The following is a 16188-nucleotide window of genomic DNA, read 5'->3' as shown; positions in this document are numbered from 1 at the left end:
CATTCACAACCGTTGACAGACTGCCACAGAATTCATTTATACAGTATAAGTGAATTTTTATTCATCCGTTCTGTGTTACTAGGTTCGTCCGCTTATACGAATCTGCATCAACAACTCTGCTTGAGGACGATTTAATAGTCCCATACACTTTATTGGGAGGTGACGGTCAGCCTGCTGACCACAACAATGAACGAAATAATGCGTAATGAAGGCCGTTTTCAAAATTTATTAGGTACCGAGCACGACAGCTGCGGTATCATCTGTATCGTTGAGAAAGATGGGTTCCCGTCCCGAGATAACATCCGCAAAACGATTGATGCCCTTGTAAAAATGGAACATCGTTCGGGTTTTATTAACGGCGAGGGTGATGGATGCGGTATTTTGACCGATATTCCAAGAGCTCTATGGGAAAAGAAACTAACAGACTCAGGCTTAGATGGTAAACTTGCGTACGATGGACGTTTTTCCGTTGCCCATATATTCGTACCTCGTAAGCTGGATATTTCTGCAGCAGACATGCAGGATGGCATTCGCGAGTTGTTCGCCCAACACCAGATCACAATCATTCTGGAGCAAGAAAATCAAGTAGACAGCAGTGTGCTTGGTGCCAACGGGTTGAACGATGAACCCACCTTCTGGCAAATTGCAGCTATATGCGAACAACAAGAGGTTGTTGTAGCCGATCATTTATTCGAGTTGCACACCGCGATTGAGCGCCGCTATAACGTTCATGTAGCTACATTGAGCAATGTAACAGCAGCCTACAAAGTTATGGGTGCTGCAAGCATCCTTCCTAAATATTTCAACGATACCCGCGATCCACTTTTTGCTGCGCAAGTAACTATCGGACATAACCGTTATTCTACTAATACACAATCGAGCTTTTTCCGCGTACAGCCCTTTTCCCTTCTAGGTCATAATGGAGAAATTAATACTGTTAAAAAGCTGCGTCTTGAAGCCGACATGGTTGGCGTTCAGCTCGTAGACGGCGGCAGTGATTCCCAGGACATGAACCGTACTATCGAAACTTTCATCCACCGTTTTGGCATTAGCTTATTTGAAGCGATGGAAATCGTATTCCCTCCAATCATTAATGAAATGAAACAATACCGTCCAGAACTGCAAGACTTATATGTTTACTATCGTCAGGTTTGGGGATATTATGCCCAAGGTCCGGCAGGTATTGTATCCCGTTATGGAAATGAATGTATTTTTAGCGTGGATGCTTTGGGCTTACGTCCAGTTTGGATGGTTGAAAGCGACACATCACTCTACTTCTCCTCCGAGCAAGGCGTAATTACAGTTGACGAAATGGTATCCGATCCGAAGCCTATCGCGCCAGGTGAGAAAATTGGCGTTATCTTGACGCCAGGTGAGCATGTTCAGGTAATTCCTTATACAGAAGTTCAATCGTTAGTTTATACACGTGCCAGCAGCAAGGTTCAGTTTGAAGGTATGCGTAAGCATTTGAAGGATGAACGGCCATCTGTGGAGGCGGCTTCCCTAGAAGATGCTGCCATTACCGATGCGCTTTATAGTGCATTTGGTTGGGACCGTGAAGGCATTCAAATGATCGAAACAATGTCCGAAACCGGCGCCGAGCCGATTCGTTCGCTTGGTCATGACGGGCCACATGCGGCTATTAATTGGGAGCGTCAAAACATCCCTGACTTTATAAAAGAAAGCGTAGCTGTCGTAACGAATCCGGCGATTGACCGCGACCGTGAGATGGAGCATTTCTCCACACGTATCATCGTTGGACCTCGTCCATCCGTTTATGGTCAGCTGGATCAACGCTTACGTATTGAACTGCTGACGCCTCTGCTATTGGAAGGCAGTAACGCTGTTGACTCCGTGTCTGAGCTTGGACAGCTTAGCTTTGAACAGGTTCGAGACTTGTTTGCCGCTCAAGGCGACCATGCTGTTGCCGTATTATCTACAACCTTCGCCCGCGGTTCTTCCATTAAAGATGCGTTGGCTCAGCTTGCTGCCGATGCTATAGCTTCAGTGAAGAATGGCGCGATGCTGTTGATCCTAGACGATACGGATGCACATCAGAACGAGCGCTTGTTCTTGGAGCCACATCTTGCTGTTTCGCAAATAGACATTGCACTAAGAGCGGAGAAATTAGCTTTTGGCGACAACCTGCGCCGTCAAGCTACTATTGTTTTGCGCACAGCAGCGATTCGCAACCTGCATGATATTGCTGTAGCCTGTGGTTTGGGCGCTGACCTAATCTCGCCTTACCTTCTATTCGGAACTGCAGCAAATAAGAACGGAGCTTCTGCTGCACGCAAAGTGTACAGTGCCCTCAGCAAAGGCTTGGAGAAAGTTATTTCAACTATTGGGACACATGAGCTGCGCGGCTATACCCGTTTCTTCTCGTCTATCGGTTTAAAACCGGAAGTATCTGATGTATTAGATATTGTAAACTATTTGGGAAGCGTGAACGCAGGAACCGGCTTTGCCGAATTGGAGAAGGATGCTGAAGCCCGTTATCAGGACTTTTCTAATCCAAAAGCCAAAGCTGCGCGTAACTTCCACTTCTTCCAACGTATGTGGAAGTCACTGGGGGAAACGGCATCAGGCACAGCTCCTTATAGCGATTACAGCGATAAGCTGCGCGAGGAAGAGAAACGCAATCCTATTTCCATTCGCCACGTTGCGGATTTCAATTATGACCTGGCTCATCAAGAAGGCCGTAAGCCTTTGGAGCCTTCGAAAGTCGATATTGGGATCGGTGGTCACGATTTGCCAATACTGATCTCCTCCATGTCGTTTGGTTCCCAGAACGAAACCGCGTTCCGCGCCTATGCGGAAGCCGGCGAGCGTCTGAACATGGTAACCATGAACGGCGAGGGTGGAGAAATTAAAGATATGCTGGGCCGTTACAAAAGAACTCGCGGCGCGCAGGTAGCATCTGGACGTTTCGGAATTAACGTTGAGTTGGCCAATGCCGTAGCCTTCTTGGAAATCAAGATTGGTCAAGGTGCGAAGCCTGGAGAAGGCGGTCATCTGCCTGGCTCCAAGGTTACAGCTAAAATCGCTGAAGCACGGAACGCAACCATCGGTTCTGACCTGATCTCACCTTCTAACAACCATGATATCTACTCGATCGAAGACTTGGCGCAGATCATTTCTGAGCTGAAGGAAGCAAGCGGCCGGAAAGCCAAAATCAATGTTAAAATTCCTGTCGTTCCTGGTATCGGCACGATTGCAGTCGGTGTTGCCAAGGCAGGAGCGGATGTTATCACATTGTCTGGTTTCGATGGCGGAACTGGCGCGGCGCGTATTCACTCCTTGACACATGTAGGCTTGCCTACTGAGATCGGCACCAAGCTGGCTCACGTGGCTCTGATCGAAGCTGGTCTTCGTCACAGAGTTGAGCTGTGGTCTGACGGTGGTTTGAAATCTGGTGCAGATGTTGTCAAAATGATGATGTTAGGCGCTAATCGCTGTGGATTCGGCAGTATCTCCATGCAAGCTATTGGCTGTACCACTTGCCGTGGCTGTCATCTGGATACTTGCCACGTAGGGATTGCAACACAAATTGACTCCATGGAAGAAGCAGAAGAAAAAGGCCTACGCCGTTTCGTACCTCGTGTATTCGAGACCGCTGTAGATTCACTCGTCCGTCTATACGGCGGCATGGGTCAAGAAATTCGTGAAATTGTAGCTCAATTGGGCTTTACTAGTGCACAGGAGCTTGTTGGTCGTTCTGATCTTTTGCAGCAAATCAGCTGCTTGGATAAAATCGATCTATCCGACATCCTGCGTCCGGCCCCTATTTCATTCGCAGCTGCTCAAGAAGCTCAATTGGAGGCTGCGGCTGCCGTATCATCCGATATCCGTATAGCAGCAGGCGCCGAAGGCCAGGAATTCTTCCCGGATTCACTTTCCTTCGATGCTCCAATCGTGCGTAATTGGTCTAAAGTGGACGCGGAATCCCGTATCTTGGGAACACGCTATGCCAGCCATCGTGTAAGAGACCGGTATGACGGCAGCTATGATAGTTTGCCTGAAGTATCCTTGAACTTGGTAGACGGTTCCGTTCCAGGTAACGGCTTGGGTGCATTCAATTCACGCGGCCTGAATATTACGGTACACGGCGGTGCTGAGGACGGCGTTGCCAAAATGTCGTTCGGCGGTAAAGTGGCCATCCTGAAATCACTAGGCAAAAACAAGCAGTTCATCAACGGCTCCGTTGGTAAATCATTCGGCTACGGTGCACAAAAAGGCTTGTTCCTGGTTCAAGGTAATGCGGACACTCGTGCCTGCATTCGTTTCTCTGGAGCCGATGTTGTATTCGGCGGTGAAATTACTTCTCCGCTTCAAGATGAGCTAGGCAGTCTTGCGAGCCGTGCGAACATGAAAGGCTTTGCCTTCGAATACATGACTAACGGGCGCGCTGTAGTACTTGGCGACCCAGGTCCATGGATTTGCGCTGGTATGACTGGCGGTGTTATCTACCAACGTCTAGTTCCTGAAATGGGCTTAGATGAAGCAGCTATCACACGCCGTATTGCCAAAGGCGCCAAAGTGAAGATCGAAAAAATCGGAGCGCAAAGCATCAAGGATTTGAATGAACTACTGGGCGCTTATCACCAAGAGCTTCTGGCTTCTGGGCAAGCTGACGCAGCAGCAACCGTTGATCATTTGTTGGCCAATCTTGAAGCTAACTTCGTACGTGTTGCACCTGTTAACCTGCAAGCCGACCAGTCGGTTGCAACTGAATAATACTATATATACTAAAATCCCCTTGGAGCAGCTGCTCCAAGGGGATTTTTTCAAGATGTGCTTGTTTGACCAGTCAGAATACCCGCCCATCTCATTGAGCGGCTCCCGGATTTAGCGCAACGAATAAATTAAGCATAGCCCGAGCCAAACCATGGTTGGCTGCTGGAAGCTGCACCTCTTGCATACGGAATGTACCTCCACCCTCACCATGCTCTTGATAAGCAATTCCATTCAATTCGTATCCATCAATCGGAGATTTTTTACTGTATGTCATCAGATTTGGATTAAGCAGCGTCTGCTTCTTCATGTCAGCTACAGGATCCGGTGTAAACCCTTGTTTCTCAGCCCAATCGTGCATCTCTGGAAAATAAGCTCCAATATTTGCGATGATACAGCCTTGACAGCCGCCGCTATCCATATAGGTAATAAACTGTTGAGGATCCTTTGGATTTTCTAACCGGACTGCAGATGAACCGTTAGCGCCAACTGCCCCCGATATTACCTTCCAGCCCTTAGGCGCAAGCAAAAGCACACCATGCACATTGTCTCCAAAATTCATCCAATAAGCAGCCAACTGGTCATGCAGCTCAGCGAGTATCGAGTAAGACACGGCTTTTAAGGGCTCTCTCGGGGCAATCGTAATAGGATGACCCAAATCATCTACTCCGTAGCTTGCACGGATACAGATCAATGGCAGCTGCACATTAGCTGTTCCTCCCTCTTTTTCAAAAGCAAGCTTTCCACAATCAACGGCTAGCTGCTGCTTATCAACTTTTCCCGCTGCACCCTGAGAAGGCTTAAAATCAGATTGTACTTCTAGCTTCTGATCAGCCTTTAATTCTGTGTTGTCAGAAAGAGGCACCTCTGTTCGTATTGATGTTACTTTTGGTGATGATGTTACTGCTGGTGCTGGTGCTGATGTTGGTGATGATGTTACTGCCGGTGCTGCTATTGATGTTGGTGTTGATGTTACAGCTGGTTCCGCTGTTGGTATCGAAGATGAAGGCATTAATGTTTCCGGAGATGAACCTGCCGTTTGCTGAGCCTCAATTAGAGCAGAAGTATCTGAAGCACGGTTCCCTTCACAACCCGAACTTGCTATTGCAACAAGCGCAATACTAATGATAAGCAGACAACGTTTCCAGATGATTGTTTGCATAGTTACCGCCCTTTCGTTAAGTAAATCTTAGACGCTTTCGAATCACCTTTAGTTGCATCTGCTTTTATGAAACGAAACCGGCTTCATTCTCCCTATTGTTCTCCCCAAACTACCTTCATAGTCAGCCCAATAAATAAACAACTCGCTTCGGAACGAGTCCGCAGCGAGTTGTTTATTATTAATTCATAAATTTTACGTACTGTAAGAATCTCTTAATCATTACAACAGCTTCTGCACGAGTGGCATCTGCCTCCGGAACAAACAGTGAATCGGATACTCCCTTCACAATCCCAGCCTTTACCGCATGAGCGAGGGAGTCCCGAGCCCATTCATGGATGGATTTGGCATCTGTAAAAGAACTAAGCTGCCCCTCATCTACTGTCATTACAACTCCTGCTGTCTTCATTGCGAGTGAGATCATAACTGCCATTTGTTCTCTGGTAATGGATGCATTAGGCTCGAATACTCGCTTTTCGAATCCAGTCACTATTCCCGCTTTCGCCGCTGCTCCCACGGCTCCTACAAACCAACTTACTTGAAACATCAGAGCGTTGTTCGACCGACTCTGATAAATCCGGTAATAAGTCGCCCCTGTAACGGTGTTCCATGCCAAGCTAACCTGTGCATCCCCAGGTGCTGCAATTAATCCGCTAGGAGCAGATGGAATAGGTGGTGTCACTACTGGTGCCACGAGATGCATAATTATACACACCACCGCGCATAAAGATTGTTTTGCCGGATTCTACCTTCTTAATCGCCGAAGTCAGCGTTGTTTAGGTTGGCAGCTTCTGTTTTCATCCACTTCCAATAAGGATCGTTTTAGCCAAACCGTCATTAAAAAGGGAGAAAGCACAAGCTGCTTCCCCCCCGATGATTTCACATTATCTCGTTATTTGAGTATTAAATTAGCAATAAAGGCTAGATCCAGATCATTAATAACTCCGTCATTATTGACATCAGCTTGGCTGTACGTGCTCCATTCAGGACTACTGGAAGTAAGGCCATAAGCTGACGATACTATGCCAACATCTCCAACGTTTATTATGCCATTCCCGCTGACATCACCCGGAGTTGCCTGAAGCTTAGTTCCTTGAAAAGCTGTAAATGCTTGATTTAGTTCAAGCACCGCAGCATCTATTTGCTGCTGGGATGCAGCTGTATCGGATACCACTGTACTTGCCGCTGCTATAGCAGTATTTAGAATCGCTTTGCTGCCAACCGGATATTGTCCATTCTGAACACCCTCAACGGCTGTACTATAAGCAGCTTGAACCGTTGTAATCAGTGTTTGAAGCGAGCTTTTGTTTACTGTTGCTGCTGCCACTTGTACAGATAATGAAGCTGCAGCTGCTGTTCCCTCAATTTGTCCATTTTGATTATTAGAAAGCTTCGCTGAAAGTACGCTTATAGGCCAGTTCCTGCTTGGCTCAGGTTCTTGGCTTGCCAATTCAGTTTGATGAGCTCACCGTCCGCTGTGATAGCATCTGCCGCCAATTGAACTCCTGCAATAATTCTAATTCGTCCAGGAACATCTGTAATAATTTGTGATAATGTGAGTCCTGACTTTAATGATTCAGCCGATACAAAGGTCAGAACATTCGCATCATATTGGAACGTAACATCCTGAGCATAAATAGCTTTGTATACACTGGCTGAAACATTACTTAACCCATAGCTGGAGCTGAAGAGCTGGCCAGAGGCAGCTTGTTGAGGCCCAGTTAAGGTAACGGTAGGAACTATAATGGGCGCAGGCGTTTGTCCCGATATGGTAATCGTACTGCTGCCGCCTGACACACCCGAGCCATCCTTTGCTTTAGCTATCACCTTTACATTTCCATCCTTGAATGCTTGAAGCAAGCCGCTATTATTTATCGTTGCTCTGTCGGTAACTGTTACCCCATCTGCTTCATATACGGACCAAGTTACAGTTGCGTTCGTGGCATTATTCGGAAGTACCGTCGCCAACATCTGCAGCGTACCGTTCTTCGTAGTGATAGCACTTCCCTCTGTGGAAGTAACTGCAATGCTATTTACCAGAACCGTTGTAGGTGCTGCTGAAGGTGTAGCGCTGACAGATGTGGAGTTGGCACTTGAGCCATTGGCATTAACTGCATTCACCACATAATGGTATGTATTCCCATTAGTTACATTGAAGTCTTCATATGCTGCAGCGGTAACGCTGGTGGCGATAAGTGAAAAGGGGCCACCCGACGCTGTGCCACGTTTAACCATATAGTAAGTCGCTTCCGTTACCGTATTCCATGTTAAGCCTACATGCGCATTACTTACAGTTGCCGCTAGCCCAGTAGGTATAGCCGGTGCAGGCAGAGCAGGTGTAGCCTCTACTATAGCTGAGCTGGTAGAACCATTCACTCCATTTGCGGTAACGGCGTAATAATATTTCGTGCCATTAGCTAAACCTGTAATGCTGGCGCTTAATGCTGAAATGTTCGTTGCTGAGGATACCGCTGTAAAAGGTCCGGTCGCACTTGTGCTTTGACTTAGTGTGTAGGAATTCGCACCGGATGCTGCATCCCAGCTCACGGTTGCGCTACCGTTACCGCCGACGGCCGATACGTTCTTAGGAGCTGCTGTGCCGAAAACAGCCGTGCCATCCGATTTAATAATGCTTACATTATCAAATTGAACTGTGGCTGCTGTTACGGCTAAGCCTACATTTAATGTAGGGGATGCAAGCGTATCAGCAGTGTCTTTTTTCGAAGTTATCTGTGCAAAAGAAATGCCATCTAATGCATAAGATGCCGTGTAATCTTTACCTGATTTTACGAGTTTTAAGTAAACAGGTACATTTATCGAAGGAGAGTTGGTACCTCCGACATCCGCTCCGAATCGTCTATATCCAGTTGCTACCCCTGTAATAGGACCAGTAATGGACGTTGGCTTAAAAAAAGCGGAGAAGGAGTTGGAGTCATTCGACACCCCATCTTTTACCATCAGCATGGCTCGATTTTCTGTATTAATAGCTGTGTTGCCTGGTTCAATACCTACTGTAACAACCCTCGCGGTCATAGTAAAATCCCCGCTCACCGGAACATTCAAGAAATAAGTAGTATCCCCACCGCTTGCTGTACTTTGGATTTTCCCGCGGTTGGCTGCTACGGTAAACTTGCCGTTAACGAAGCTTGAACTTTGTTGGCTTACAAATGATGTCCCGCTTGTAACTGAACCGTTCGTGAGATTTTCTGTCCATCCTTGAGGCAAAGAGCTGTCGGCAAATGCCGAAAGGGGCCACATTGGTAACGACATGGCCAAGGTCATTATAATACCAAGCGCTTTATTCAATCTTGAGACTTTCATTTGAATGCGTCCCTCCTATTGTTCCCGTGGATTGACCTCAGATTAATGCATCGTTCCGACTGAGACCATTCTCAAATGGAGTTTAATGATTAATTAATGAAGCTAATATATTGGAGCAAGCGTTTCAGTACCACTGCTGATTCGGCACGCGTAGAATTCGCAGAAGGGTCAAACAAATCTGCGCTTTTGCCGTTCATGATTTTGGCATCAATTGTTTGCGCTACTGACTCTTTAGCCCAAGTACTAATAGCAGTCTGATCCTTGAACACATCCACTTTTTTCACGTCAGCCGCTTTTTCCTTACCCACTATATTCATTGCACGGCTGATCAGAGCAGCCATCTGTTCACGGGTAATATTGGCATTCGGTTCAAAGGTATCCGCACTGAGGCCATCCACCAAGCCTGCTTTGGACGCGGCTCCAACGAACCCTGCGTACCAATCTGAGGCCGAAACATCCTTGAACTTGCTGCTTTTATCCTCGGTTAAGCCAAGTCCTTTCACAAGCAAAGTCGCAAATTCTGCACGCGTAATATCACCTTCTGGAACAAAAGCTGTATCGCTCCTACCGTTGATCAGCAGCTTAGATACAAGAAGCTGTACATCCTCCTTAGCCCAATGCCCATTTAAATCGTTAAATGACTTATTAGCTTCCACTATTGCATAGATGCTGTTTCCTTGACGCTGTATCGTTGCAAATGTTTTGCCGTCCACGGTTTGGAATAAAGTCGGCACAAAGGTCATCTCTCTGGTTGTAGGATTGTAGAGTACTCCAGTTGCCTTTGTCAGATCTATTCCAGCTGGAACTTCAATATTTCTCGGCAAGTAGGCTCCTTTAAATTCGTTGATGCTGACGGTCTTCCCATTGCCTTGCGCAATAACGCTGAAGTCAACAGCACCTGTCAATAGCCTCAAACCAGATTGGCTCGCAGCGTCTATTACTTTTTGTGCATCCGAGCCACTGATTTTATCAATGATAACGCTGATCGTCACATCTTTAACATCTGCTCCTAATGCCTGAACTACTTTTGAAATGTCAACCATTTTCACCGGTAGATAGTAAGTTACCGAGCCATACTTCACAGTAATTACCGTGTCCTTCGTTAGCTTAGCAATTTCCAATAATGAAGCAGCAGGCAGTTCAACCTTGACCGCCCCTCCTTGATTGCTCACATCAACGGTAATATTATTAGTACTGCTGGTGTTCGATTGAAGCTGCTTTATTGCCTCAGTGAGGCTGTCATTATTAATGGAAGCTACAGTGAGTTCCTTCCCCGTGTCCGTCTTCGACTTAGTTGTATCAGTTACAGTAAAGAGCACTCCGTTTTTATTCGCTCCGATAGCCGGTTGAGACGGCGATGTGGTACCACTGGATCCTCCACCGCTGCTTGGCCTGTTGTTATTGCGCTGAGGTGTGAATATATTGACAGACGCAGCAGTTGACTCGCTCCAAAGGGTTTCTTTAGGTTCGGAGGAAACCGCAATCACTTTGCTTAATTTGATTTCTGCTGCCCCCACTGCAATGGTATTAAACGTTACGCTGGCTAGATTGACATTTCCATTATCTCCAGCCACTTGGCCTACTTTGGAATGGGCAAGCCTTATGGAATTTCCCGACAGTTCAGGATCAACCGAGAACCCTGTTGTTCCCGTACTCGCCCCTTTATAGCTCAGCTTCTGATTATCAAATTGAAGTACAACTTCATAACCGTACAAATCCGCTGCATTTTGCCCCTGAACAGTGACAGTCAATTCTCTATTCACTTCCATATTCGAAGCGCTTAAACTTAACGAATAAGAGGGGCCCCCACTCGCTGCTAAAATGATTGCGGGCAGGACAGGCATCGTCATTATTAATAAAGCCAAGCTTGTTATCCACACTTTGAGTCTCATCATCTTTGTCCGTCCTTTCTTTTGAAAAAAACCGGGAGACAGCCCTATTGGCTATCCTCCGGATCTCTCACCTCTCACCACTTGCTTAAGGTATCTTGCTAGCTACATTCAACATTCACAAGGTCAACAATAGAAATTTCACCATCATTATTGGAATCGTAAACCTTGATTTCATTCCAACTCGAGCTGTTGGATTTCAACCCATAGGCAGCTGCTGCCGCAGGAGTAGGTACCAGCGGCATTAAACTCAGAATTAACAGAGAGCTTAATAAAAAGTTCGTAATTCTTCTGTTCAATAGTTTCATCTCTTAAGAAGATAATGACTACAAGGAAATTAGTCTTGCTACATAAACAATGTCAATAATGTTAATAACTCCATCATGATTAAAATCCATATGCTTGAACGCATCCCAATTAGCGCTTTCAGACTTCAAGCCATACACCTTAGCCATGTCTTCCAGATCTTTTCTATTCAGCAAATGATCACCGTTCACATCACCGTAAATCGGGCCAACCACAATCACCTTAGCCTTAAACGATTGGAGTGCTTGATTCAAATTAACGATAGCTTGATCCAGCTCCGTGGATGAATGATCCGCTAAAATTGCTCGAGCCGCATCAATTGCTGTCAGCAAAATTGCTTTAGATCCTTGCGGATATTGACCGTCTGCCGTTCCTTCCACAGCTACGTTATATGCACTCTGAGCATTTTCAATTGCTGCCTCGAGCAGCTTAGCGTTGGAACCAGCCAACTCCAGTTTAATGCTGACGATTGCCGGCTGAAGCCGAGTAATAACACCCTGACTATTAGCAAGCTGTATATCTGCTGAAATTATTGCCGTCGTGGATTGAATAAGTACTTTGGATTTCCAATTTAGCGTTATTAACGGGCCATCCGTTGCAACAGCTCCTTCAGCACCCTTGCTTATTGCAAATATACGAACCTGACCAGGAATATCTTTCCTTTGGTCAACGACTTGGAATACGGATTCCACCGATTTCACCGATTCAGCCGATACAAACTCCAACAGGTTGGGGTCGTATTCAAACTTGATTTCTTGTGCATAAATAGCGCCGTTTGTAAGTGCTGATACATTATTCAAACCATAAGTCATACTGAACGGTTGCCCAGGGACCACACTTGGGACACTAGTGAGAGCAGCGTTAGCTTCGTTGGAAACCCCAGTTGTAAGACTTACTGCCGGTCCGGTTCCCGTCCATTTCGTATCTCCATCTCCCGCTTCTACTTTAAACGTATATGGCGTGTTAGGTGTAAGACCCGTCACTGTATAAGACGTTACCGAATTGGGAACCGTACTCGCTGTATTAACAGGTGTAAACGCAGTTTCCCCCGCAATAGCTTTGCCATTCTGATAAACTCTGTACCCTTTGACTCCAAGATCATCAGTAGCTTCAGACCAGCTTAATTTTACACTCGTTGCCGTAATTTCACTTGCCGCAACCGTGCTTCCGTTAGGCCACTTAGGTGCTCCGGTATCGTAAGCATCTGCTGTAGTCACCTTTAATTGAGCCGGATATTTGGTGCTATTGCCAGCGGCATCGACCGCTTCCACTTCAAAAGTGTATGCCGTCGCAAAGTTTAACCCTGTCGCATTGAAGGAGGTGCTTGTTCCTGCCACCGTACCCTTCTTCACTCCATTTGCATATAGATGGTACTGCTTTACGCCTACGTTATCCGTTGCGGCAGTCCATTTAATATTCAACCAAGTGGTATTCGCCTTGTCTACAAGTTGAATGGTAGCGCTGCCTGGAGGAGCTGTAGGAGCAATTGAATCCTTGACTCCTGTTGTCGTTACTGTTACAGCTGGGCCCATACTCCAGTTCCCTGACGCATCGATAGCCTCCACTTTGAAGCTATAGGACAACGCCGGTGAAAGTCCGTTTACCGTGTAAGTGGCTGCTGCCTGTCCAGAGCCCGATGCTGAAGTGCTGCCTATTAGGGTGGAGCCCTCATAAATTCGGTAGCCTTCTACCTTCACGTTATCCGTTGCCACCGCTGCCGACCAATCCAACTTAACCGACGTATCGCTGACATTCGATGCTGTTATTGCACTTCCATTAGGCCAAACAGGAGCTTGGGCTGCATTATTAGAAGCGCTGTCCATCGTCGTGGTACCCGTGAAGGTAAGACCTGTCGAATTGACAATTTTCCACGGAGCTGCAAGCCCTACAAATACAACATCCTTGAATGAGCTGTTTCGCATATACCCAATGTTCGTTTGCACAGCATTATAAAATTTTACATTTTCAAAATGAATGCCTTCATGGAAGCCGCCGTCAACACCGGCAACATTGATAGCTTCCTTCTTGTAGCCATCTACAGAAACATTTTTAACCGTAATGTCTTTAAACTGCGATGGAACTGCCGCCGGCTCATATTCAATAGCTGAATTGACGTCAGAATAGGCCGATGTGAAAATAAAGGCTTGGTTTTTACCATTTTTCATCGCCGTATCTCTGAAAACCACGTTCCTTCCTCCACCGCCGGTTGGCGTATTCGTTTTGGCTCGGAGACCGATCTCAGTCTGCTTCATAACATTATCTTCTGCCAGAATGTTCTCAATCCAAGCAGCTGTATGGCTTCCCATTACAACGCCGCCATGTCCTTCTCTCATGTAATTGTTAAAAATCCAAGCGTTGCGAGTAGGTGCATCCTTCTGTCCTTGAGCTCCCTGCCCCGCTGCAAAGTTCATAGCGTCATCGCCGGTATCAAATATATTATTGAACACCGTAAGTCCATCGCCACCACCGAATTCAATCCCGTCTGCGTTGTTGTCGTCAAAAGTTAACAGCTTAACGCCGGTAACGGTAATATGATTGGAATTCAGATTAACCAAGGTGTGGTTGGACGGATTTAATGCGGTAAACCCGCCATAAAACGCATTCTCAACACCACGCAGCGTAATCAGATTGGATCTTGTTGAGTAAGCGCTTGTTTGATCCATACCCAATGTATCTCTAGCATAATTGGTTTGATTTTTAGCAAGAATTCCGTAGGTGTTGTAATTAGAGTTACTGCTTCCCGCTTGTACCGGAAAGAAATTCTCATCCGTTCTGGTCGGTGCTACCCAACCATTCCCATCTATAGTACCTTCTCCTACGATCCGAATATTGCGTAGGCTTCCGTAATCATAGGTGTGAGCATTAATTAGCGAGTAAAATCTTGGAACTGTCGTGTAATCGTACAGCATGTAATCAAATGCATAATCTTCCGGTTTTTCGGAGCCAAGCAAGGTTGCGTTCTTAGCTACCTCCAAGGTCATATCACTTTTCAGCCATATTGCTCCGGTTTTAAATTTACCTGCAGGCACCAATACCTTTCCTCCTGGTGTCACTGCATCAATGGCGTCCTGAATGGCCTTCGTATTTAAAGTGACTCCGTCGCCTACCGCACCATAATCAACGATATTAAATAATTGCGGAACAGGAGTTGTAGATTGGACTACTTGATTACTTGCCGGCGATTCAGCCCCGTTGCTGTCCACAGCCTTTATAGTAAAAGTATAAGGCGTGTTCGGCGCAAGACCTGTAACCGTGTAATTGTGCATGCTTACTTTTACATGCCGGTTATCCGTATCTTCTTCATAAAACTTGTCAATAAACGGTTTGGCTGGAGAAAACGCCGCCGCGTTGGTATTAGCCGTTCCAATAGCCGTTGGTTGGCCGTTCATATAAACCTTGTAATCGACAATATTGGAATACTCATCAGGCTTCTCCCACGCTAGAATGATGCTTTTCTCATCGTACGCCATAGCCGGAACTCTTAAGTTCTTTGGAGCTTGCAACTGCGCGCTTGACACTGGAGTAACCGACATCTCATTGGAATTGCCTCCCTCAATGCCGTTACTGCTAGCACTTACAACGATATAGTAGGTGACCCCATTAGTCAGACCCGTGTAGAGATACTCGGTTCCCGTTTGGTTGGTTGCAACCGTTGCGTAGGGTCCGCCTGCAGTTGTGCTGCTCTTTACAGTGTAAGAGCCTGCACCTGTAACTGCAGACCATTTCACTTTGGCCTGGGCAGATCCGGCCTCCGTACTCGTAATTACCGGCTTTCCGGGAGCGGCCAATGGAGTTGCACTAGCTTCAGCCGCATTAGCGCCTTCTCCTACAGCGTTCGAAGCACTTACTGTGAAGTAATAAGGAGTCCCATTGGTCAATCCTCCATATGTATAAGAAGTCTGGGTTGCATCCGATGTTTTGTAAGTATTCGTATAATTGCCACTGGCTGTTCCAACCTTCACTGTGTAAAAGGTCGCACCGGAAACTGCCCCCCAGCTCAGATCGACACTTTGGTCTTTGGGTGCAGCCAGTAAAGATGCCGGTTTATCCGGAACTGAAGCTGCTGCTTCATTTTTGTATACCTTGATGTTGTCCAGGTAATGGCTTCTGCTGGAGGAACCTGGACTAGTGGAGTCAAACTTGGAAATATCGGTTACCGAATTATCGAAGGGCACTCCGGTCAGCTTCTTGTCCCCGTCAATGTAGACATCCGCTTTTTGAGTATCAATATCAGCAACGACTTTAAACTTGTACCAGGTATCCTTCACATAAGCAGGCAGATCATAATAAACAGCCGGTTGTCTTCTATAAGTGAAGATGCTGCCGGACTTCGTTTCAATATTAGTGGCTACCACGCCATCCGAAGACAATAAGCGGATAATTTTGGCGCCTGAATTGACTCCGAGATTAGATAAGAAATCAAATTCAATCGTAACTTGTCCGCTCGTCTGAGCTGCAAATGACTTTTCAATCGATGTGATATCCGTTGGACCTGTACTGAGAGCATCATTCAGAAAAAGCGACTTGTTAGCCGCATTTTTCGGGTCAACCCTGACATCTGCATAATTGTTAGCTGTTGCCGGGTTCGGAGTAACCAAGTAATCGGCTGGAACCGTGCCCGCTTCAAAATCCTCATTAACAAGATAGACGGGCGCAGCTGATACTGCGGGCACCGAAACAAGCATCAAACCTGAAAATCCATACGCGAATGTTGCCAAACTCATTAACAGAGAAATTCCTTTTCGACGTATTGCCAAAAATAACACCTCCAAAATATAG

Annotated in this window: 8 protein-coding genes; 1 reads left to right on the top strand and 7 read right to left on the bottom strand. The window is 46.4% G+C overall.

What is annotated here, in order from left to right:
* The first annotated feature begins 186 nt into the window (after nt 1-186).
* Nucleotides 187-4737: a glutamate synthase-related protein gene (locus GC093_RS30415; protein ID WP_246315706.1), complete on the top strand. Its 4551-nt coding sequence runs from the start codon at nt 187-189 to the stop codon at nt 4735-4737.
* Nucleotides 4738-4828: 91 nt separating this feature from the next.
* Here the strand turns inward: GC093_RS30415 and GC093_RS30410 are convergent, their stop codons facing one another.
* The 7 genes from GC093_RS30410 to GC093_RS30380 all read right to left on the bottom strand — a co-directional run bounded on the left by GC093_RS30410 (nt 4829) and on the right by GC093_RS30380 (nt 16166).
* Nucleotides 4829-5896, bottom strand: a complete 1068-nt coding sequence (locus GC093_RS30410) for a DUF4850 domain-containing protein (RefSeq protein ID WP_171655699.1) — start codon at nt 5894-5896, stop codon at nt 4829-4831.
* A 178-nt stretch (nt 5897-6074) separates the two neighbouring features.
* On the bottom strand, nt 6075-6587 hold the full coding sequence (locus GC093_RS30405; protein ID WP_171655698.1) for an S-layer homology domain-containing protein: 513 nt from the start codon (nt 6585-6587) through the stop codon (nt 6075-6077).
* A gap of 198 nt (nt 6588-6785) precedes the next feature.
* Nucleotides 6786-7343 (bottom strand): DUF4972 domain-containing protein, encoded by a 558-nt coding sequence (locus GC093_RS30400; RefSeq protein WP_171655697.1) that lies wholly within the window; start codon nt 7341-7343, stop codon nt 6786-6788.
* Nucleotides 7301-9214, bottom strand: a complete 1914-nt coding sequence (locus GC093_RS30395; RefSeq protein WP_171655696.1) for an Ig-like domain-containing protein — start codon at nt 9212-9214, stop codon at nt 7301-7303. Before GC093_RS30395 ends, GC093_RS30400 begins: the two co-directional genes overlap by 43 nt.
* Before the next feature lie 89 nt (nt 9215-9303).
* A complete protein-coding gene (locus GC093_RS30390; protein ID WP_171655695.1) occupies nt 9304-11109 on the bottom strand; it encodes an S-layer homology domain-containing protein in 1806 nt (601 codons plus the stop codon).
* Between the two features lie 95 nt (nt 11110-11204).
* A complete protein-coding gene (locus tag GC093_RS30385; RefSeq protein ID WP_216624931.1) occupies nt 11205-11402 on the bottom strand; it encodes a hypothetical protein in 198 nt (65 codons plus the stop codon).
* Between the two features lie 27 nt (nt 11403-11429).
* Nucleotides 11430-16166 (bottom strand): fibronectin type III domain-containing protein, encoded by a 4737-nt coding sequence (locus GC093_RS30380; RefSeq protein ID WP_171655693.1) that lies wholly within the window; start codon nt 16164-16166, stop codon nt 11430-11432.
* Nucleotides 16167-16188: the final 22 nt, after the last annotated feature.

Source organism: Paenibacillus foliorum (assembly GCF_013141765.1).
In the GTDB taxonomy this organism is placed as follows: domain Bacteria; phylum Bacillota; class Bacilli; order Paenibacillales; family NBRC-103111; genus Paenibacillus_S; species Paenibacillus_S foliorum.
Note: the sequence above shows the minus strand (reverse complement) of the source record. Positions and strands in the feature narration are given on the sequence as shown.

What these genes read in the sequence shown, in the direction of transcription:
- GC093_RS30415 (WP_246315706.1), top strand. Translation starts at nt 187, where the DNA reads ATGAACGAAATAATGCGTAATGAAGGCCGTTTTCAAAATTTATTAGGT.
- GC093_RS30410 (WP_171655699.1), bottom strand. Translation starts at nt 5,896, where the DNA reads ATGCAAACAATCATCTGGAAACGTTGTCTGCTTATCATTAGTATTGCG.
- GC093_RS30395 (WP_171655696.1), bottom strand. Translation starts at nt 9,214, where the DNA reads ATGAAAGTCTCAAGATTGAATAAAGCGCTTGGTATTATAATGACCTTG.
- GC093_RS30390 (WP_171655695.1), bottom strand. Translation starts at nt 11,109, where the DNA reads ATGATGAGACTCAAAGTGTGGATAACAAGCTTGGCTTTATTAATAATG.